Source organism: Paenibacillus naphthalenovorans (assembly GCF_001465255.1).
Classification (GTDB): domain Bacteria; phylum Bacillota; class Bacilli; order Paenibacillales; family NBRC-103111; genus Paenibacillus_G; species Paenibacillus_G naphthalenovorans.
Genome location: NZ_CP013652.1, coordinates 3,952,601 through 3,971,405, shown reverse-complemented (window position 1 = coordinate 3,971,405; position 18,805 = coordinate 3,952,601). Strand labels below are relative to the sequence as shown.

16 protein-coding genes are annotated in these 18,805 nt (G+C 51.0%); 12 read left to right on the top strand and 4 right to left on the bottom strand.

Annotated elements, in window-relative coordinates; all coding sequences use genetic code 11:
- Nucleotides 1-3 precede the first annotated feature (3 nt).
- The 6 genes from IJ22_RS19455 to IJ22_RS19430 all read left to right on the top strand — a co-directional run bounded on the left by IJ22_RS19455 (nt 4) and on the right by IJ22_RS19430 (nt 8,063).
- Nucleotides 4-1,347, top strand: a complete 1,344-nt coding sequence (locus IJ22_RS19455; protein ID WP_062410003.1) for a glycosyltransferase family 4 protein — start codon at nt 4-6, stop codon at nt 1,345-1,347.
- 103 nt (nt 1,348-1,450) lie between these two features.
- Nucleotides 1,451-2,464: a LacI family DNA-binding transcriptional regulator gene (locus IJ22_RS19450; protein ID WP_160327398.1), complete on the top strand. Its 1,014-nt coding sequence runs from the start codon at nt 1,451-1,453 to the stop codon at nt 2,462-2,464.
- An 88-nt stretch (nt 2,465-2,552) separates the two neighbouring features.
- Complete coding sequence (locus tag IJ22_RS19445) at nt 2,553-3,890, top strand: ABC transporter substrate-binding protein (RefSeq protein ID WP_062410001.1); 1,338 nt, start codon at nt 2,553-2,555, stop codon at nt 3,888-3,890.
- Nucleotides 3,891-3,948: 58 nt separating this feature from the next.
- Nucleotides 3,949-4,854 (top strand): carbohydrate ABC transporter permease, encoded by a 906-nt coding sequence (locus IJ22_RS19440; protein ID WP_062410000.1) that lies wholly within the window; start codon nt 3,949-3,951, stop codon nt 4,852-4,854.
- A 12-nt stretch (nt 4,855-4,866) separates the two neighbouring features.
- Complete coding sequence (locus IJ22_RS19435) at nt 4,867-5,682, top strand: carbohydrate ABC transporter permease (RefSeq protein ID WP_054818326.1); 816 nt, start codon at nt 4,867-4,869, stop codon at nt 5,680-5,682.
- A gap of 26 nt (nt 5,683-5,708) precedes the next feature.
- Nucleotides 5,709-8,063 carry an amylo-alpha-1,6-glucosidase gene (locus IJ22_RS19430; protein WP_160327397.1) on the top strand — a complete coding sequence of 785 codons (2,355 nt, stop codon included), beginning with the start codon at nt 5,709-5,711 and terminating at the stop codon, nt 8,061-8,063.
- Between the two features lie 84 nt (nt 8,064-8,147).
- Here the strand turns inward: IJ22_RS19430 and IJ22_RS19425 are convergent, their stop codons facing one another.
- Nucleotides 8,148-8,726 carry an LOG family protein gene (locus tag IJ22_RS19425; protein ID WP_062409998.1) on the bottom strand — a complete coding sequence of 193 codons (579 nt, stop codon included), beginning with the start codon at nt 8,724-8,726 and terminating at the stop codon, nt 8,148-8,150.
- Between the two features lie 251 nt (nt 8,727-8,977).
- Between IJ22_RS19425 and IJ22_RS19420 the strand changes: the two genes are divergently transcribed.
- The 6 genes from IJ22_RS19420 (at nt 8,978) to hprK (ending at nt 16,019) form a co-directional block, all read left to right on the top strand.
- Nucleotides 8,978-10,723 carry a LytS/YhcK type 5TM receptor domain-containing protein gene (locus IJ22_RS19420; RefSeq protein ID WP_082660890.1) on the top strand — a complete coding sequence of 582 codons (1,746 nt, stop codon included), beginning with the start codon at nt 8,978-8,980 and terminating at the stop codon, nt 10,721-10,723.
- A 14-nt stretch (nt 10,724-10,737) separates the two neighbouring features.
- A complete protein-coding gene (locus tag IJ22_RS19415) occupies nt 10,738-11,502 on the top strand; it encodes a LytR/AlgR family response regulator transcription factor (protein ID WP_062409996.1) in 765 nt (254 codons plus the stop codon).
- Nucleotides 11,503-11,689: 187 nt separating this feature from the next.
- The gene (locus IJ22_RS19410) at nt 11,690-12,013 is read left to right on the top strand and encodes a DUF485 domain-containing protein (RefSeq protein ID WP_054818324.1); all 324 of its coding nucleotides are present in this window, start codon (nt 11,690-11,692) and stop codon (nt 12,011-12,013) included.
- Between the two features lie 3 nt (nt 12,014-12,016).
- The gene (locus IJ22_RS19405; RefSeq protein WP_062409995.1) at nt 12,017-13,561 is read left to right on the top strand and encodes a solute symporter family protein; all 1,545 of its coding nucleotides are present in this window, start codon (nt 12,017-12,019) and stop codon (nt 13,559-13,561) included.
- 203 nt (nt 13,562-13,764) lie between these two features.
- Nucleotides 13,765-14,769, top strand: a complete 1,005-nt coding sequence (locus IJ22_RS19400) for an acrylyl-CoA reductase family protein (protein ID WP_062411068.1) — start codon at nt 13,765-13,767, stop codon at nt 14,767-14,769.
- Nucleotides 14,770-15,110: 341 nt separating this feature from the next.
- Nucleotides 15,111-16,019 carry an HPr(Ser) kinase/phosphatase gene (hprK, locus tag IJ22_RS19395; protein ID WP_062409994.1) on the top strand — a complete coding sequence of 303 codons (909 nt, stop codon included), beginning with the start codon at nt 15,111-15,113 and terminating at the stop codon, nt 16,017-16,019.
- A 61-nt stretch (nt 16,020-16,080) separates the two neighbouring features.
- Here the strand turns inward: hprK and IJ22_RS19390 are convergent, their stop codons facing one another.
- The 3 genes from IJ22_RS19390 to IJ22_RS19380 form a co-directional block, all read right to left on the bottom strand.
- Nucleotides 16,081-16,278, bottom strand: a complete 198-nt coding sequence (locus tag IJ22_RS19390) for a cold-shock protein (protein WP_062409993.1) — start codon at nt 16,276-16,278, stop codon at nt 16,081-16,083.
- A gap of 233 nt (nt 16,279-16,511) precedes the next feature.
- Nucleotides 16,512-17,573, bottom strand: coding sequence for an FUSC family protein (locus IJ22_RS19385; RefSeq protein ID WP_054818322.1), 1,062 nt, complete (start codon nt 17,571-17,573; stop codon nt 16,512-16,514).
- Nucleotides 17,574-17,814: 241 nt separating this feature from the next.
- Entirely contained in the window at nt 17,815-18,654 is an 840-nt protein-coding gene (locus tag IJ22_RS19380; RefSeq protein ID WP_160327396.1) for a phosphatase PAP2 family protein, read from the bottom strand.
- Between the last annotated feature and the right edge of the window lie 151 nt (nt 18,655-18,805).

Sequence of the window (18,805 nt, the reverse complement as noted above, 5' to 3'; positions counted from 1 at the left end):
ACCATGAATATCGCATTATGCCATTTTCGCGCAGGAGAAACCGATGGCGTCTCCTTAGAAATGGAGAAATGGAAGAAGGTCCTTGAGGAATTGGGACATCGTGTCTATTTATTGGCAGGTAGTTTAGGGGAAGAAGAAGGGATCGTGATCGAAGAACTGCACTATCAGCATCCGGTGAATAACCGATTCGTGGCTAACGCTTACGAACAGCTTACGGATTATCCCGATGCCGAAGCTTTCCGGGATGATGTACTGGCCTTCGCTGCCAGGATTGAAGAAGCGCTTTGCAGGATCATCGATGAATACGAGCTCGATGTGATCGTTCCCAATAACATTTGGTCGTTGGGATGGGGGTTGCCCGCGGGACTCGCGTTCGCGGAAGTTGCGCGCAAAAAAAACATCGCTTGTGTAGCGCACAATCATGATTTTCATTGGGAACGCATCAAATACAGCCGTCCTACAAACCGCTATGTCAGTGGCTGGTTGACGGAGTACTTCCCGCCGAAGCTCGCGAATGTCAAGCAGGTGGTGATTAATAAAATTGCCCAGCAGGAGCTGCTTCGGCGGACGGGGCAGCAATCAACCGTCGTTCCGAACGTGTTCGACTTCTCGGCTCCGGCTTGGACGATTGACGATTATAACGGCGATTTCCGCCAAGTGATCGGCGTGAAGGAGAACGACATTCTTTTGCTGCAGGCTACGCGTATTGCCGAACGAAAGGCGATCGAGCTGGCCATTGATCTGGCGGCGGAAATCGGTAAGCCTGAGAACCTGAAGCGGCTCAAGGAGCGGCCGTTATATGACGGCCGAATCATGGGTGAGGACGGTGAAATTGTGCTGGTGCTGGCGGGGCTTCAAGAGGCTTCCCCCAAATACATCGAGGGGTTGAACCAGCGGGCTGCGGCGCAGAACGTCAAGCTGCTTTACGTCAATGAATGGATCGAAGCGACTCGTGTCACCAAAGACGGCAAAAAAATATATTCCTTATGGGATGCCTATGTCCATGCGGATTTCGTCACTTATCCGAGTGTGCTGGAAGGCTGGGGAAATCAGTTTTTGGAAGGATTGTACGCCAAAAAACCGATGGCCGTATATGAATACCCGGTATTTGGCACGGATATTAAACCTTACGGCTTCCATATCGTTTCTCTTGGAAATGAGCATCGGGTCGACGCGGAGGGATTGGTTCATATTGACGGAGAACTCATGGCAAAGGCTGGTCAGGAAGTCATTAGATATTTGCTGGATGGGGAGTTCCGCAGCGCTTGTATGGAGCACAACTTCGAACTGGGAAAGGAACATTTGTCCTACGAGGCTCTGAAAAAAATGCTGGCATCATTATTTTAAACGCGATCCAACCTCCTGGTATTGACACCCTGTCGGAAAACGGATACAATAATTATGCCAACGATGGCAATAATGAAACGGTCTGAAGGAATAGGGAATGCACATGAAAACGCAAACAATCAAAGATGTAGCTAGGTTGGCCGGAGTTTCGATCCGAACCGTTTCCCGGGTGATCAACGATGATCCGAATGTAAAAGCCGAGACCCGAGAGAGGATTCTCAAAGTGGTGGCTGAGACGGGGTTTAAAGCAAATCTGCTGGCCAAAAGCCTTAGAGAGAAAAAAACGAACACCTTGATTGCTTTTGTAGATCAGCACCGGGGCCGCTTTTGGGGTGCATTTCATAACAAAATTTTGCATGAAATGATGAAGGAAGCGCACCGACTGGGATATCGGATGGTGATTTCCTCTTCTTCTGCCGACAGCTACGAGGACAATGAGAACGACGGATTTTATTTGCTGAAGCACGGAATGGCCGACGGCGCGGTGATGTTCGATATGATCGAAAATGACCGGCGCGTTGAATATTTACGGGAAAAGCAGATTCCGTTTGTTATTCTGGGTAAAGACCTTGATCATTTTGATACCTCGTATGTGGATCTTGATAATGTGGCCGCAGGGTACCTGGCGGCGCAGTACTTGTATTCCAAGCAGCGCAGCCGCATGCTGTTTCTGCTTGGCAATCCAAACTACATTGTCAACAAGGATCGATCGGAGGGGATCCGCCGCTTTTTCGCAGACCGTCATGTGTCCGCAGACCGGTGGAGCATTCTATACGACGTATCCGACATTGGATCGGCTTATCTCCGTACCAAGGAGGCTCTTGGGTCGCCTCAGTGGCCAGATGCTATTTTTATTTCAGGGGATGAAAGAGCGATCGGGGTATACCGTGCGATTTACGAGCGTGGACTTCGGATACCGGAGGATGTAGCGGTATTGGGTATTGATAAGCTCGACATGGGCGAGTATTACCACCCGCCGATTACGACGATTGACCAGTCGATTCCATCTATGGCCCAATCCGCGCTGCAGGTGCTGACCAAGCAATTGGACACGGGTGCCAGAGCCGGAACTCGGGTACTCATTTCGCCGACGATTTGTGAAAGGCAGTCGATCTAATTTTTTTCGCTAAAAATGCCAACGTTAGCAATAATGCATACGTAGGATTTTTATATCAAGAAATGATTGAGGGAGGTTCTTACCTAACATGAAAAAGTGGCCAAGAGCATTGTTCGCGGGTATGATGGCGGTATCTCTTACCGCTTGTGGAGCTGCGCAGGAAAATAACGGGTCCGCCGGGGAAAAGGCATCGGAGCCGGGCAAGACGACTTCCATCCGGATGCAAATCACATGGGCGAGCGATTCCCCGCGGGGGAAAGCGATCCGTGAGATTGTGGACGAATTCGAAAAGAAAAATCCGGATGTCAAAGTAGAATTGCTGGGAAGCGCCCAGAACGGCCAGAAGCTGCTGACGCAAATCCTCAGCGGGGACGCGCCGGAAGTGATGCAAATTCCTTACCGTGATGTGCGCGGACTGGCGCCGCAGGGAGCTTATGTCGACCTGTCCGAAGAATTCAATAGTGAAAAAGACAATTACTATGAGCAGCTCTGGGACTTAGGTACATGGGATGGCAAGCTATACGGCTACCCATGGCTTGGACATTCCGTACAGCTGGTATATAACAAAACGCTCTTTGATAAGGCCGGCATCCAGCATCCGCCGACCACATGGGAAGAGCTGTATGAAACGGCCAAGAAATTGACGATCGATACCAATGGAGACGGCAAGCCGGATCAATTCGGCCTTGGTCTCGTGGGCAAGCAAGTGTACGATATCACCTGGATGGTCAACATGTTTATGAACCAGGCTGGAGCCAAGATTGTAAAAGAAGACGGCAAAGGCGGTTATCAGGTTGGATTGAACTCTCCGGAAGGCAAGCAGGCGCTGGAGTTCTACACCAAGCTTGTTAAAGAGGTGACGCCTCCGGATACGGTAAACAAAGACGGCGGCGCGGTGATGGCGGATTTCCGCAACCAAGTGGTAGCCATGCAGTTCCAGGGGCCATGGGGAGTGTCGGATGCCTGGAAGGCGACCAACAAGTTCGAAGTGGCAGCGGCTGAAGTGCCGGCCGGACCTGCAGGCAAAGCGGCGGATATCGGACCGAACATGCTGTGCATTCCATCCGGCGTTGAAGGCGACAAATTGAATGCTGCGATCAGGCTGATCAAATTCCTGGGCTCCAAGGAAGGACAAGAATTGGTCATGAAGGGTGAAAAATCCGATGACGGCAACTTCTATCCGTACCGCGTGCCTATTCGTAAAGACCTTGCAGACATGCCATACTTCAAGGAGCATCCGGAATTCCTCGTCTTTATCAAAGGGTTAGAGTATCCAAGTATCTCCACTCCTGTACCGCAGTGGTCTCAAGTGGAAGCCGAAGTCTATCAAAGCGTTCTGAACCAAGTGGTTTCCGGTTCCATGTCTGCGGAGCAAGGCTTGAAAATACTTGAAGAAAAAGGGAATGCCATTTTGAAGCAAAACTAATATCCGGGTAAAAAACAGAGCACCTAACCCAGGTGCTCTGCTTGTTGGGAGGCAAATTATGAAGAAAAAAATCCGCAGCGTGATCGGTGATTGGACCAGCTATGTGTTCATTTTGCCCTCGGTCATCATACTCGGACTTTTCTTGGTTTATCCGGTCGTCTGGTCGTTTGTCGCCAGCTTTAAGGATATCAAGCCCATAGCGCTAAGAAATTCGGGTTTATTCGAAATCCCGGGCGCATTCGTCGGACTGGAGCAATACGCCAGAGTGCTGCAAAACGAACTATTTCTGAAAGCCATCTTCAATACGATTTATTTCGGCGTCATTTTCATCCCCATTACGATGTTTGCTTCCGCAGGCCTTGCGCTTCTGCTGAATCAAAAGCTTAAAGGGGTGAACCTGGTTCGTACGATCTTTTTTGTTCCTTATATTTTATCCGTTGTAAGCGCAAGCTTGATCTTTATGTTTTTGTTCAACGGCGATCGCGGTTTGATCAATGCGCTCCTGAATTTGTTTGGTGTTACCGGTCCCAACTGGCTTGCGAGCTCCGTGTGGGCCATGCCGGTCATTGCCATCATGACTGTTTGGAAGAAAGTCGGCTATTTCATGCTCATTTATCTTGCGGGTTTGCAGAACATTCCCAAGGATTTGTATGAAGCCGCCGATGTGGATGGGGTTACTCCCTTTCAGAAGCTGAGGCTGATCACATGGCCGCTGCTCGGCCGGATTTCGCTTGTCGTATTTATACTCTTGCTCATTGATTCATTGAACGTATTCCAGGAAATTTATATTATGACCGGCGGAGGTCCTGCCGATTCCACTACGACGGTACCGTTCCTTATCTTTAATGAGGCGTTCAAATATTACCGTATCGGAACATCGGCTGCGATGTCGTACATTTTATTCTTCTTAGTCGTCATTATTACCATCATTCAGAAAAAACTAGTGGATAAACGGTTAGGATAGGGGGAGGAAACGATGAACAAAAAATGGATTCCAACGATTATCCTTTGGGCCATAGGCTTGGTCTTTTTCCTGCCGCTGTACTGGCTTTTTGCTTCCAGCTTGAAAAGCGATTTGGAAATCACCCAGTTTCCTCCAACCTTTTGGCCGCATACGCTGGAATGGAGCAACTACCCGAAAATTTGGGAAGCGCTAAAGTTTAGTACTACATTTACAAATTCAATCATTGTATCGGTGAGCTGCACCGCCTTGGTAGTGGTTTTTTCCAGCATGGCGGGCTATGCCTTCTCCAAGAAGCAATTCATGGGCAAAAACGCTCTGTTTATTCTTCTGATCGCCACGATGACCGTGCCGCCGACCGTGCTGCTGCTGCCGATTTACTTTATCATCACCAAAATAGGGTTATACGATAGTCTGGCCAGCTTGATCCTGCCGTTTGGGGTCACCGTGTTCGGTATTTTCTTCACCAAGCAGTATATCGACGATGTTCCGACGGAAATGCTCGAAGCGGCAAGGATCGACGGCAGCGGGGAATTCCGCCTGTTTTTCCAGATCGTCCTTCCGCTCATTAAACCGGCGATCACGACGTTAACCATTATCGAGTTTGTGCATAACTGGAATTCCTTTACGATGCCGCTTGTCCTGCTGCAAAGCGAAGACAAGTTCACGATTCCGCTCCGGCTCGCGCTCTTGGCTCAGGAGAATATCGCCATTCCGTGGTCAAGGATTCTGGCGGCGAATGTGCTTTCGCTGATTCCGGTGCTGATCTTGTTCCTGAGCGTGCAGAAGCAGTTTGTGAAAGGGCTTATGGCGGGGGCCGTGAAGGGGTAAGTTCAATGAAAAGCGGGGAGAAACCATTGAATACAATTCAAGCCAAACAATTGGGCGATATTTTCTACTTAATGACTTATGTGAAGGGCAGCCTGCGCAATGCCTATTCAGGCGGCGAGCGGATCGGCTTCCGCTTTAATCTGGACAACCCGCCGTTGGCGCTCGGCGGTGTGGCGATCGACTTCAAACTGCTGCTGGACGGCAGCGAGGTCGATCCTTCTCTGGTTTGGATCCGGCAGGGATATCAGGGACGGAACGCGGGAACCATCTCCGAGACAAGACCGTATACGTTTGAAGTCGGCGCTCCGACGGAGTGGACCGTTCTGCTGCCGGGAGGCTTGGCCCCGGGCGAGCATTCGATCGTCATTGTGACGGAGCAGTATGCCTTCGGCAAAATTTATTCCCGATTCACGATTCAAGACGAGGTATCGGATATCCAGGAGCCGTGCTTGATGTCGACCGGCCCTTTCCATCGTCCGCTCGCCTTATCCAATGATGCATCGTTCGCCGTGATCAACTGGGCCGGAGATTTGTCCGCCGATTGGAACTGGTGGGGCCTGGTCACCGATAACGGAGGCTTGTACAGTCCGCCGGCAAGATACATCCGGCAACTGAAATGGGAACTTGCGGAGAGGGGAGCAGCCGGGTCGTATCCTCTCGTCCGTTATACGGATAGAGCGGACCATCTGCCGGGAAGGCTGGAAGCATACAGCCGTTTCGGCTCATTGACGGTTCAGCGGAAAGTATTTATGTCGGTGGATGACGCTGCGGTGTTCACCCGGTTTATCTTATCTAACGACGGGGACGAAGCGGGAGAGGTTGAACTGATCGGAAATACGGAAGCGATGCTGGTACCGTATGGCCTGCTTGGAGTGAAAGCCAAGCAATTCAAGTTCAGGGCAACGCCAAGAAGCATTGTGATGGAGAACCCGCAGCTGCCTTATGTCGGTGTCATCGCCTGTGACGCGGATATGACAGCTTCTTTCGGCACCTCCTATGAAGGCGCGGATCCCGGCTTTCATTTCCGGATTCCGGTAAAAGTCGAGCCTCATGCTTCCGTGACCGTTACGGTTGTGCTGTCCGGGGATCCGGAAAGCAAAGAACGGGCTGTGCATATCGCTTCCCGGTCGCTGCAAAACGCCGAAGAACAATTCGCTCTAGCGGTTTCCTCTCATCGTGAATACCTGGAGAACACTATCGCCGTTAGAACAGGGGATGCGGAGCTGGACCAGGCGTTTGACTTTGCCAAGCTGGCGCTGAAAAATCTTAAATTCAATCACCCCGAGATCGGTGCAGGCATTTGCGCCGGCTTCCCCCGGTTTCCCAATTATTGGAGCAGGGATTCGGCTTGGACGGCATTCGCCTATCTTGCGATCGGGGATATGGAATTCGTCAAGGAAGTGCTTCTGAACTTCATTTCTCTACAGTTGGAAGAGGATCGTCCGGGAGCATTCGCCGGGGATATGCCGACGGTCATCAGCGGACCGGGCTTTATGCATCAGACTTCCTGGGGAGGGTCCGCAGAAGGGGTGCTGCTCCAGACGATATTATTCCGCGAGTATGTTTATGCCGCTCAGGATACGGAATTCGCCAAAGCCCATTTTTCCAGTATTCAAAAATCGATGGCTTGGGCGCAGCGGTGTGACCGTGACGGAGACGGCTTCCTGGAGCACGGTATTGTCGGTGATGTCTCCACGTCGCAGGCCTTCACCATTCCGGATACGCAGTGGATGGATCATATCGACCGCAGAAAGAGCAGCAACGATGTGCAGGGATTGTATTGGCACGCGCTGCGTGCGGCGGCCGATGTAGCCGGGCTGGTCGGGGAGCCGGAGTTTGCCCGCGAATGGAGCAGGAAGGCGGACATCGTAGAGCGTAAATATGAGGAGGAGTTTTGGTTTGAGGACGGTGGTTATTATTACGACCGGCTGCTGGAAGACGGAACGCCGGACCCGACGCTGCGTCCCAATTATGCCGTCAATCTCATGTTCTCTACGCTGGCCGATGCTGAGAGGGTGAAGTCTTCCCTGGAACGATTGGAATCCGAGGAGATGACCACGCCTTTTGGCCTTCGCACCCGCAGCAGCAAGGATGAAGGGAAGGGGTACGATCCGTCCAGCTATCAGGAAGGGGCGGTCTGGAATTTGACCACGGGCTGGACAGCCATGGCCGAATTCAAAGCCGGGCGTGCGGAACAAGGCGTCGCCTTCTTGCGCATGATCGCTTCCCGGATTTTGGATGAGATGGGAATGGCGGCGGAGCTGTACCGCGCCAATAAGCCGGAGCCTCTCAACGGCTGCTTCCTGCAGGCTTGGTCTATAGGAATGTATGTTTGGGGATTCGTGCGTTACCATCAGGAAATCAAGCGTTTGACGAAATAGATTGGGTTTGGGAAAAAGCATGCGGCCGGTCTGAAACCGGGATCAGCCGTATGCTTTTTATTTATATCAAAGAGCCTTTCGGAACTAATCCAACTGCTTCCACTTTCGCTCAAGCATAGGAGGAACATAGCTTTCCATGAGATGGATCAGCTCCGCAGGTTCACTGGAGTTCAGAATCAGCCGGAGATGCGATGTATTGGAGAAACCTTCGCTGATGCTGTGATGAATCAGATTCATGAAGGGATCAAAATAGTTTCTGATATTGAGAATGCCGACGGGTTTTCGATGAATGCCGATTTGTGACCAGCACAAGGCCTCGAAAAGCTCTTCATATGTTCCGAACCCGCCGGGCAGAGCAATAAATCCATCCGCAAGCTCCGCCATTTGAGCTTTGCGCTCATGCATATTTTCAACTTCTATGAACCGGGTAAGCTCCCGGTGTACCATTTCCCCGTTAAACAATCCTCTGGGCATGATCCCGATCACTTCGCCTCCGCCCTTCAGAACGGCGTTGGCGATTTCACCCATTAAGCCGATCCTGGATCCGCCGTAAATTAATCGAATCTTTTTTTGAGCCATAACCTGTCCAAGCTCGGCCGCTTTCATTGGATAGTCGCGATGCTCTCCCGCATTGGATCCGGCAAAAACACAGATTGATTTCATATGGTCCACCCCACACTATATGTAGATGATATTCATTGTATAATATACTATATTTGGAGAATAGGAAATATGCTCAAGACCATGAGAGGGCATATTTCACGCTTAGCCGATATATTCTGCGGGCCGTTCTGCATGTCTTGAAATTGGAAAACCGATTGCGTGAATGAAAACAATTGATTATTCTGAATAGGTGAGAGACCGATAGTTAACAATTTATAATTATGGGGCTTTCTGCCTGAACGGCGGGAGGAATGCTTTTGAAAGAGCTCTTACTGGTATTGTTCGAACGAATGGGAATGCTTCTGATCCTGATGTTTACATTGACACGTATCCCCCTGTTTCGAAATATATTGGATCGGGAGGTTGATGCCCGGACGGGAACGGTATTTGCCCTGCTGTTTGGTTTGATCGGGATTGCAGGGACGTATTCGGGTGCCATAGTGAGCCCGGAGGGAATCGATTCGACGTTCTGGGTGTCCGCTCTCGGCCCGGATGAGATCATGGCCCATTCCGCGCTCATCGGGGTAGTGCTGGCAGGATTGCTTGGCGGCGCTTACGTGGGCGCGGGAGCGGGATTTTTGACCGGTCTGCACTCCTTGCTGCTCGGGGGTCTTGCAGGTCCTTCGCATGCGGTTTCCACTCCTTTGATCGGGCTTCTGGCGGGGCTTATTGCCCGTTTTTTTTATGAAGAGAGGATCATCGCTCCCATCAAGGCCATGTTTATCGGAGTATTCGCCCCTATTTTGCAAATGGGCATTCTGTTGGTGTATACGACCTCCTCGGAAACGGCCATTGAGCTGGTCAATCGTGTCGGCGTTCCGATGGTGATCGCCAATAGTATCGGGATCGCCATTTTCGTCGCGATGATTCAGGTTGCGTTCAAAGAGGAAGAACGTGCGGCCGCGCATGAGACGCAGCGGGCATTAACGATTGCGGAAATGGTGCTTCCCCATCTGAAGGAAGGATTGACCTACACGACAGCAGAGGCTACCGCATCTATACTGATGCGTGAATTGCAAGCCGATGCGGTTGCCGTGACGGATACGCAGCGGATCCTTGCTCATGTGGGTGTCGGCACCTCCCGGCACGTTCCCGGGGAACCCTTGTTAACGGAATTGTCCAAACAGGCGATCCGAACCGGCAAAATTCAAATCGCCATGCACCGCGATCAAATTCAGCCTCATCATGAAGCTTTGGGCGCGGCTCTGATCGTACCGTTCAACCAATCGGGCCGGACGGCGGGATTGACCAAGATTTATTTCCGCAGCCCGAAACAGATTCGGAAAGTGGAGGTGGAGTTTGCGTACGGCTTCAGCAAGCTGATCTCCAGTCAACTGACGATCGCGTTGGCGGAGAAGCTGGAAGCGCTGATGAAGGATGCCGAGCTCAAAGCTTTGCAGGCGCAGATCAATCCGCATTTTCTGTTCAACACGTTGAATTCCATCGTGACGTTGATCCGGATCGATCCGGATCAGGCGCGCCATGTGACGGTGCAGTTGGGCCAATTCATGCGCATGAGCCTGAAGATCACCCAATCGCTGCTCATTCCCCTTTATCAGGAAGTGGAGCATGTGAATGCTTATTTGGAGATCATTCGGGTTCGGTTCGCCGATCAGCTCAAAGTGGAGTGGAAAGTGGAACGGGGGCTGGAAATGGTGCCGATTCCGCCGTCGACGCTGCAGCCGCTCGTGGAAAACAGCATCCAGCACGGGCTGAAGAAGAGAACGAACGGCGGCTGGGTGCGAATCGCCATGGAACGCAAAGACAAGATCGTACGGATTGTTGTCGAGGACAACGGATCGGGGATTCGGGAGGATTTTCTGGATAAGCTGGGCACGACTCCGATGAGCGGGAGCGGGAGCACCGGTCTTGGCGTGCACAATGTAAATCAGCGTTTAATCAGCTTGCTCGGTCCCGACTCTGCGCTTTCGTTCGAGAACCGGGCGGAGGGCGGGGCGCGAGTAACGTTAGCCATACCTTATACGAATGGGGAATGAAGGGGGACACCCAAATGAAACTTCGTGTCATGGTCGCCGAAGATGAACGGCTGGCAAGAGAAGAGCTCGTCTATTTGCTGTCGAAGGAGCCGGACATCGTAGTGCTCCCATCGGCCGCAAGCGGTGCTGAGGCCCTGGAGATTGCGCAAAAGCATAAACCGGACGCCGTTTTTCTGGACATCGAGATGCCTGAGATGAATGGCATTCAGGCGGCTTATCGTCTGCATGAGCTGGATCCCCGGCCGTTTATTGTCTTCACGACGGCTTATGATCAGTATGCGTTGGAAGCGTTTCAACTCGAGGCGGTGGATTATCTGCTCAAGCCCTATGATGAAGAGCGGTTTAGGCGGACGTTGGATCGCATCCGCGCGAGAAAGACGGAAGCCGGAGGCGGTTCGGAAGCCCATAAGCAGACGGAAGCGCCGACAGCCCCCGCTTTCAAAAGAAACAAGCTTTTGATCGATGACGGTGACCGGATGGTTGTGCTCGAGGCGGAGCTTTTTCTCTACGCGGTCAAGGAGGAGAAGGTAACTCATATCCATATGGCCGACGGTCGTTCCTATGCAACGAAGCAGACGCTGCAGGAGCTTGAGGAAAGGCTTGGCGCCACGTTCTTCCGGCCTCACCGGAGCTATCTGGTGAATCTGGATTATATTCAAGAGATCGAGCCTTGGTTTAACGGTGCGTACAATGCCATTCTCAAGGATGCCAAACGGACGAAGCTGCCGGTTTCCCGGATTGCGGCAAAAGATTTGATTCGGCTTTTGCAGGGGCAATAAGCATCATCCTAATGAACAGTCCGTTGAGGACTGTTTTTCTGCAATTAAGGAACGAATTTCGACGTTTCATACCGAAACCGAACTGCATTAAAAAAGAGACGCTATAATAATTATAAAAGCGCTTACATTTTAAGCCGGCTGTGCCTGTATGCATCAGGTGAAGCCCATATTATGGAGGGATTCGCGTATGAAAAAGAACCAGTTGACTTACAGCGATATTGCCCATTCTGAGCTTTTCCGCAAGCTGATGGATAAGAAAAAACGATTTATTATTCCGATGACGCTCTTCTTTTGTGCATTTTATTTTACCCTTCCGTTTCTTACTGCTTTCTCCAATGTGTTGAATACACCTGCCGTCGGCTCGATTACTTGGGCGTGGGTCTTTGCTTTCGCTCAATTTATTATGACATGGGTTCTGTGTTCCCTGTATTCCAAGAAATCCGTAACATTCGACGCGATTTGCGAAGAAATCAAAGATCAAATGCATGCTGAACAAAGAAAGGCGGGATAATCCATGAATACGGCCTTCCTTCTTTTTCTTGTGATCGTGCTCGGTACCCTCGTCATTACCTATTACGCTTCCAAAAAAACAAAAACGACCAGCGAATTTTATACCGCCGGCGGAGGATTGACCGGTTGGCAGAACGGGCTGGCCATTGCGGGCGACTATATGTCGGCGGCATCGTTTTTGGGTATCGCAGGAATGGTCGCATTGTTCGGCTTTGACGGATTTTTCTACAGCATCGGGTTCCTTGTCGCCTATCTTGTCGTATTGTATCTCGTAGCGGAACCGCTTCGAAATTTAGGCAAATATACTATGGCGGATATGATCGCCGCCCGTTTTGATCATAAGAAGATTCGCGGCGTGGCGGCAATCAATTCGATCGTGATTTCGATCTTCTACATGATCGCCCAACTGGTTGGCGCCGGGGGACTCATTGCCCTTCTTATCCCAAGTCTTGATTACACGACCTCCGTGCTCATCGTCGGCGTTCTCATGACCGTGTATGTTGTTTTCGGCGGCATGACGGCGACAAGTTGGGTGCAAATTATTAAATGTGTGCTGCTGATCGCCGGTACGTTTATTATTTCGCTCATTGTTTTTGCCAAATTCGATTTCAGCGTCGGGCATATGTTTGAGCAGATGCGGTCTGTAACTCCGCTGAAGGAAGCGTTCTTGAATCCTGGCAACAAATTTTCGAACGGACTCGATACGATTTCCCTTAACCTTGCTCTTGTTCTTGGCACAGCCGGATTACCGCACATTCTGATCCGATTCTTCACGGTAAAAGACGCCCCCACGGCACGTAAATCGGTCGTTGTAGCCACTTGGATCATCGGCTTGTTCTACGTCATGACGGTGTTCCTCGGCTTCGGTGCAGCGGCATTCGTAGGCCATGATGCCATTGTAAGCGCTAACGCCGCTGGCAATATGGCTGCGCCTCTCCTTGCCAGAGTCCTTGGCGGAGAATTCCTGTTCGCCTTTGTATCGGCTGTAGCCTTTGCCACCATTCTGGCTGTTGTTGCGGGTCTTGTGCTTTCCGCCGCTTCCGCCTTCGCCCACGATTTCTATACCCATATTATTCGGCGAGGGAAGGCTCATGAAAAAGAGCAGATTAAAGCGGCGAAACTGGCTTCCGTCGGTGTAGCGATCATCTCGATCATCCTTGCTCTGTTTGCGCAGAAGCTGAATGTTGCGTTTCTTGTAGCCCTGGCTTTTGCCGTAGCCGCCAGCGCGAACCTGCCTGTTCTTTTGTTCACCGTATTCTGGAAAAGGTTTAATACGGCAGGAGCAATTACAGGTATGATTGTCGGCGTTCTCAGCGCGCTCATTCTTGTAGCGGTCAGTCCTAACGTTTGGGATCCGGTAGCAGGGAAAGCGATCTTCGTCGGTACCCCGCTCATCTCCCTTACGAACCCGGGGATCATTTCCATTCCGCTCGGCTTCCTGGGGGCTTTCCTCGGAACCTTCCTGTCCTCGAAGCAGGATGATGTGAAGTATGACGAGATATTAGTCAAAGCGAACACGGGAATACAGGATTTGGCTCAAGCCAAATAAATGGATTAGCCGGCCCCGTCAGGCCGGCTTTTTGCATATCCGTCTAATGAAAGCCACGGCGAAGAAAGGGACATGAGCTCTTTTCCGGATGGGTTCTGTCTTAAACGCCATTAGCCGTCCTCGCCGGGTTGAAAGTTTAGTTTTTCTTTGCGGGCCGTAGGATTTATAATAAAGGAACATCCGTCGTCTAAGGAGTGATTCTTATCAAAGCGTTCAAAGCATTGGTTGTGGAGCAATCGGGAAACGATGTAACAAGCGGCATCCGGGAGATGACGATAGAAGATTTGCCGTCAGGCGAGCTGCTGATCCAAGTCGTCTACTCCAGTGTCAACTATAAGGACGCATTGGCCTGCATCGCAAATGGAAACGTTGTCAAAACATATCCATTTATTCCCGGTATCGATCTTGCAGGGATCGTGAAGTCAAGCACAGATGGTCGGTTTCATGAGGGAGACGAAGTGCTGATTACGGGATATGAGCTGGGTGTGAGCCATTATGGCGGTTTTAGCGAATATGCCAGGGTATCGTCCCAATGGGCGGTAAAATTGCCGGAGGGACTTTCCATGAAAGAAGCGATGATATTCGGCACCGCGGGCTTCACGGCCGCTTTATCGGTGCAGGAATTACAAGATGGCGGCGTGAACGCTGACCAAGGTCCGATTCTGGTGACAGGAGCCACAGGCGGTGTAGGGAGTATGGCTGTAGCTATGCTTGCCAAACTGGGGTACGAAGTCGTGGCGAGCACAGGGAAAGCAGAACAGAAGGAGCATTTGATGAAATTGGGAGCCGCGCGGGTCATCTCGCGGGACGAACTGGTTCCTGAAAAAGTCCGGGCGTTGGACAAACAGCTCTGGGCCGGCGCCGTCGATTGTGTCGGCGGGAAATCGCTGTCGTATATTTTAAGCAGCACGCGATATGGCGGGACGGTAGCCATTAGCGGTTTAACGGGAGGCGCAGAGCTGGCAACGACCGTATTTCCCTTTATTCTCCGCGGAATACGGCTGATAGGAATCGATTCCGTCATGGCTTCTATGGAAAAACGGGTCCGCATCTGGAACCGGTTGACTTCGGAATTAAAGCCCGCTATGTTGAACAGCATGTACACGGAAATCGCTTTGGAGCAAATTCCCGGCGTCGTTCAAAGTATTCTCAAAGGCCAGGCCCAAGGCAGAACACTGGTTAAGATATCCTCTTGTAAGGGTACTTAATTATACATTCAACCATGGAAAGCGGTAATCGCAGAAGACGGAGGACGCCTTTGTGATGACTGCTTTTTTTGCGGTTAGATCTTTTAGGATCATAAATGTTTAATTGGATAATAATGAATACAATAAGAGATTCATTTCAAAACCTTGTAAAGTGCGTTCCGTAACCCATTTCCTGTCATTTAATCCAAGTCATTTTTACCCGATTCGTCACTTCTATATCGGTATCTGCAAAAGGGAAACAGGGCGTTGTGTAGAATTAATATGGCATGGTCATACACAAAAAAGAGTTCATCTGTTGACCTGTAGAAGATTGAAGAAGGTGCGAGAGGAAGATTTAAAAAATGAAGTCTGTCACAGTAAAAGATTTAGTGGACCGCTTCTCATTAGAAGTGCTGGTCGGGGAATCGCATATGCATCGAACGATACCCAAACCGAGGGCATATCGCCCGGGGCTTGAATTTGTCGGATATTTTGATTTCTTTTCTCATGCTCATGTACAAGTGTTGGGCAGAAAAGAAATCAATTATTTACATACGCTGAGTGAAGAGGAACGAAATCATCGCATCGGGAACATCGTGAAGTATCACCCGCCTTGTTTTGTAGTGACCCGAAATCAGGAAGGGCTGAAGTATTTGCTGAAATATTGCGAAGAAGAGGGGATTCCGCTGCTTCGCACGCACGAGCCTACATTCCGGTTTCTTGAACTGGTGGATGCGTACCTGGCGAAAGCGCTGGCGCCGCAAATTGCCGTCCATGGCGTTTGTGTCAATGTGTCCGGAATCGGTATATTGCTTCGCGGCAAATCCGGCGTCGGTAAAAGCGAAACCGCTCATACGCTGATTCGGCGCGGGCACCGGCTGGTAGCCGATGATATCGTCGTTTTGAAAAAAATTGGCCCGGAGACGATCCTTGGCACCCATGACGGCAAAACGCGGGAGCTTCTGGCCCTTCGCAGTATCGGGTTGATCAATGTTTCCCGTCTTTACGGAAGAAAAGCGTTCCAGGATGAGACACGCATTGTACTTGATATCGAATTGACGAAGTGGCAAGAGCATGCGTTGAATAATGAACTGGAGCTGGAGCCGAAGTACACCGAGTATATGGACATTCGAATTCCGCATATCGAAATTCAGCTTCAGCCGGGAAGAGATGTCGCGGGACTGGTGGAGGCGGCGGCCAATAACTGGTATCTTCGCCAGCAGGGCTACAGCGCCGCAGAAGATTTCATGAAACGGCTGGAAAAAGGGTAGGAAAATGGCGCGGGACCAAAAAGAACAGCTTCCGATTGTCCCGGAAAGCTGTTCTTTTTTCTTACCTTTTATAGATGTTGACGAGGACCGGAAGCATCCTGGTGCCGCGAATCATAAAGGAAGAGCAAATCGGGCAGGAAGGCTCCTCCTCAAAGGAGAAATCGTCTCTCATCCAACAACTGCACTCTTCTTTGCTGCACGCCCAAACCGCAGTTTCCTCCTGTTGCAGAGGCTCAATGTCCCGTTTGGAAAAATACATGATGGTTCCTCCTTAGCGTCATAGAGTTGAACAGAAAAGAACTGCCCTGCAGGACAGTTCTTAATGAGGGAGTTCGGTGCAGAGATTTCATATGTGAAGTTACTGGATAGTCCCCGGTCCCCCGTTGCCTTTATTTATAATATGAGATATAAAGTCATTTTATATGCGAAAAATGGAAAGAAAGCCGGACCGGCGTGTCTTATTGTAAACGCTGAAGCAAAAAGCCTAAAGAGCTACTTCTTGATCCAGGAGGTCAGCGTCTCCAGCGGTTCTTTATCGTCGCTGCTCCGGTTATACTGTTCCAGCAGCTTATCCAGCCTGCCCGTCTGATAACCGTAATCGTACATGGCTCCCGCTACAACGGACAATCGGAGCTTGCCTTCCCGATACTCCGAGCCGCGTTCCAACAGCGTGTTCATGAACCGGTCGTTTTCCTCTTCGAACCGGGAGCCGTCAAGACTCTCGGGCTTCAATTTATCGTCGAATTTCAGCAGTACGTGCTCATGATATTTAATCAAACGTTCCAGGTGCTGGTCGAAGGCTTGATCGGTCTCCGGCGTCCGGGCAGCGGGGAAATAGTGCTCTTCCACCGCATCCAAAACTTCCATCCCTTTATGCAGAGTATACAGCATCTGCTTGTAAATGACCAGATTGCGTGTTTGGCTGTATTTTGCGCGCCGCAGCTTCTTCAGTTCTTCCTCAAAAAGCTGGTACTTGTCCGACAGCGATTTCATGGCTTTTTCCAGCTCTTGTTTCTCATCGCGGAACACATTCTCCTTGATTTCATCGGAGATCGCGGTTCTTAAAAGAAGCGACATTTTCGAAAATACGGATTGCATTTGATTCAGGAACTGCTCTCTGGGCTTGGGAGGGAAAAAGATGATATTGATCAGAGACGCCGAGCCGATCCCAATTAAAATGAGCAGGAACCGGTTGAGCGCGAAGTCCCAATGTCCCGAAGCCTCCATGACCGCAACGACGGTAACCAGGGTCAGCCCGATGCTTTCTTCCATTTTCATTTTTAAGCAAATCATGATGACCGCAATGCAGACAAGTCCGATGGCAATCGGTTCGCTGGAGAAGAACATGCCTGCCAGCAGGGCGAGCGCCGCCCCGAGCGTATTGGTTTGAAGCTGCTCCAATAAATGACGCCATGACCGGTAGATGGAGGGCTGCATGGCAAAAATAGCCGCTACCGCAGCAATCACCGGTGGCGTAATGTCAAATAAACCGCTAAGAAATAAAGACAGGGTAACGGCGATACCCGTTTTTAATACTCGAGCGCCAAAGGACACAGAAACCCCTCCAAGCAATCTTCTTCCAGATGTTGTCCATCACTGAAGCACGGGCCACCGAATCCTACTGACGAGGAGGCCATGCTCGTTACGATTATAATCCCATCGACATATCAAGACAAGATTGCCGTCCCTGGTGGGCGTCATCGGCAAGCCGCGGCGTAAAGCTGCAAACGGTTAGCGGAGCCGTTCACTTGTCATCGCCGTATGCGATGCATAGCATGTCCGGGCACAGGGAGCCTCATGCCGGCTTGTCGTGCTTTAGCGGGGAGAACGATCGCCGGTACAAAATATAAAACAAGCTGAGGGTTAAGCAGCTTCCAAAGAGAACGTCGGAAGCGTAATGAGCCCCGATCACGATCCGGCTGTAGGCGGTTAGGAAACCCCATCCAAGAGCGACGGTCAGAGCCGCGGTTCGCCAAAACTTCCGGTGCAGCGGGACGAAGAACATGAGGGATAACGGCACCCATCCATTAGCCGCATGCCCCGATGGAAACGACCGGTGTCCCTCGGCGCCTTGCGGAGCATACCATGCCATGAAGTTCGAATAATCGGGCAGTAAATCCCGGAACCGGATTCTTCCCCAAGACAGCTTAAGCGTATGGACAAGCAGCAGCTCGCCGATGATGAGCGCAAGGGTGATCCAGACGGCTTTCCGATGCTCCAGCAGCTTTTGCTGCGGGATGCGATGGAGCAGCAGTTGAACGGCGGCCATCGCCAGGCCGGCAATGAGCAGGATCATCAAGGATGAGAGAAAGGTAAGCTCTATGTTCATCCACCGATGAGCCGTTAAATAAGCGATTACACAGCCTGTCAGGATGGCGGCCGCCCCGCTGATGGCGGTTACTGCGAACCGGACCGCGGGAGAATACGTTCGCGCTGTACGGCATAAAAAATTCGTCCCTGCAAATAGAATGAGCAGTGCCGGGTGTTCGCCGAACGCCTCGAAAAAATAAGCCCAGCCTGATCGCGGATCGGCAAGCGACCGGGAAATCTCAAGATCGGCAAAAGCGAAGACCGCCGCGAGAAACGCCCAACCTATAAGAAACAAACCTATGTACAGCATCTCTCTAGAGGCCATGGCTCCTCCTTGTTTCCATGATATCTCCCATCCATTGTACATGGACGGCCAGCCGGATGTATAGAGCGGTGAAAGACCCCCTCCAAGCCAATCTTCGAAGATTCTGCTATAATTAGCTCCAACTGTTACGTCTGCAAAGCCGCGGCTGAAG

Coding starts and splice junctions, on each gene's coding strand:
- IJ22_RS19455 (WP_062410003.1), top strand. CDS start 4: ATGAATATCGCATTATGCCATTTTCGCGCAGGAGAAACCGATGGCGTC.
- IJ22_RS19450 (WP_160327398.1), top strand. CDS start 1,451: ATGAAAACGCAAACAATCAAAGATGTAGCTAGGTTGGCCGGAGTTTCG.
- IJ22_RS19445 (WP_062410001.1), top strand. CDS start 2,553: ATGAAAAAGTGGCCAAGAGCATTGTTCGCGGGTATGATGGCGGTATCT.
- IJ22_RS19440 (WP_062410000.1), top strand. CDS start 3,949: ATGAAGAAAAAAATCCGCAGCGTGATCGGTGATTGGACCAGCTATGTG.
- IJ22_RS19435 (WP_054818326.1), top strand. CDS start 4,867: ATGAACAAAAAATGGATTCCAACGATTATCCTTTGGGCCATAGGCTTG.
- IJ22_RS19425 (WP_062409998.1), bottom strand. CDS start 8,726: ATGAAATCAATCTGTGTTTTTGCCGGATCCAATGCGGGAGAGCATCGC.
- IJ22_RS19420 (WP_082660890.1), top strand. CDS start 8,978: ATGCTTTTGAAAGAGCTCTTACTGGTATTGTTCGAACGAATGGGAATG.
- IJ22_RS19415 (WP_062409996.1), top strand. CDS start 10,738: ATGAAACTTCGTGTCATGGTCGCCGAAGATGAACGGCTGGCAAGAGAA.
- IJ22_RS19410 (WP_054818324.1), top strand. CDS start 11,690: ATGAAAAAGAACCAGTTGACTTACAGCGATATTGCCCATTCTGAGCTT.
- IJ22_RS19405 (WP_062409995.1), top strand. CDS start 12,017: ATGAATACGGCCTTCCTTCTTTTTCTTGTGATCGTGCTCGGTACCCTC.
- hprK (WP_062409994.1), top strand. CDS start 15,111: ATGAAGTCTGTCACAGTAAAAGATTTAGTGGACCGCTTCTCATTAGAA.
- IJ22_RS19390 (WP_062409993.1), bottom strand. CDS start 16,278: ATGTATTTTTCCAAACGGGACATTGAGCCTCTGCAACAGGAGGAAACT.
- IJ22_RS19380 (WP_160327396.1), bottom strand. CDS start 18,654: ATGGCCTCTAGAGAGATGCTGTACATAGGTTTGTTTCTTATAGGTTGG.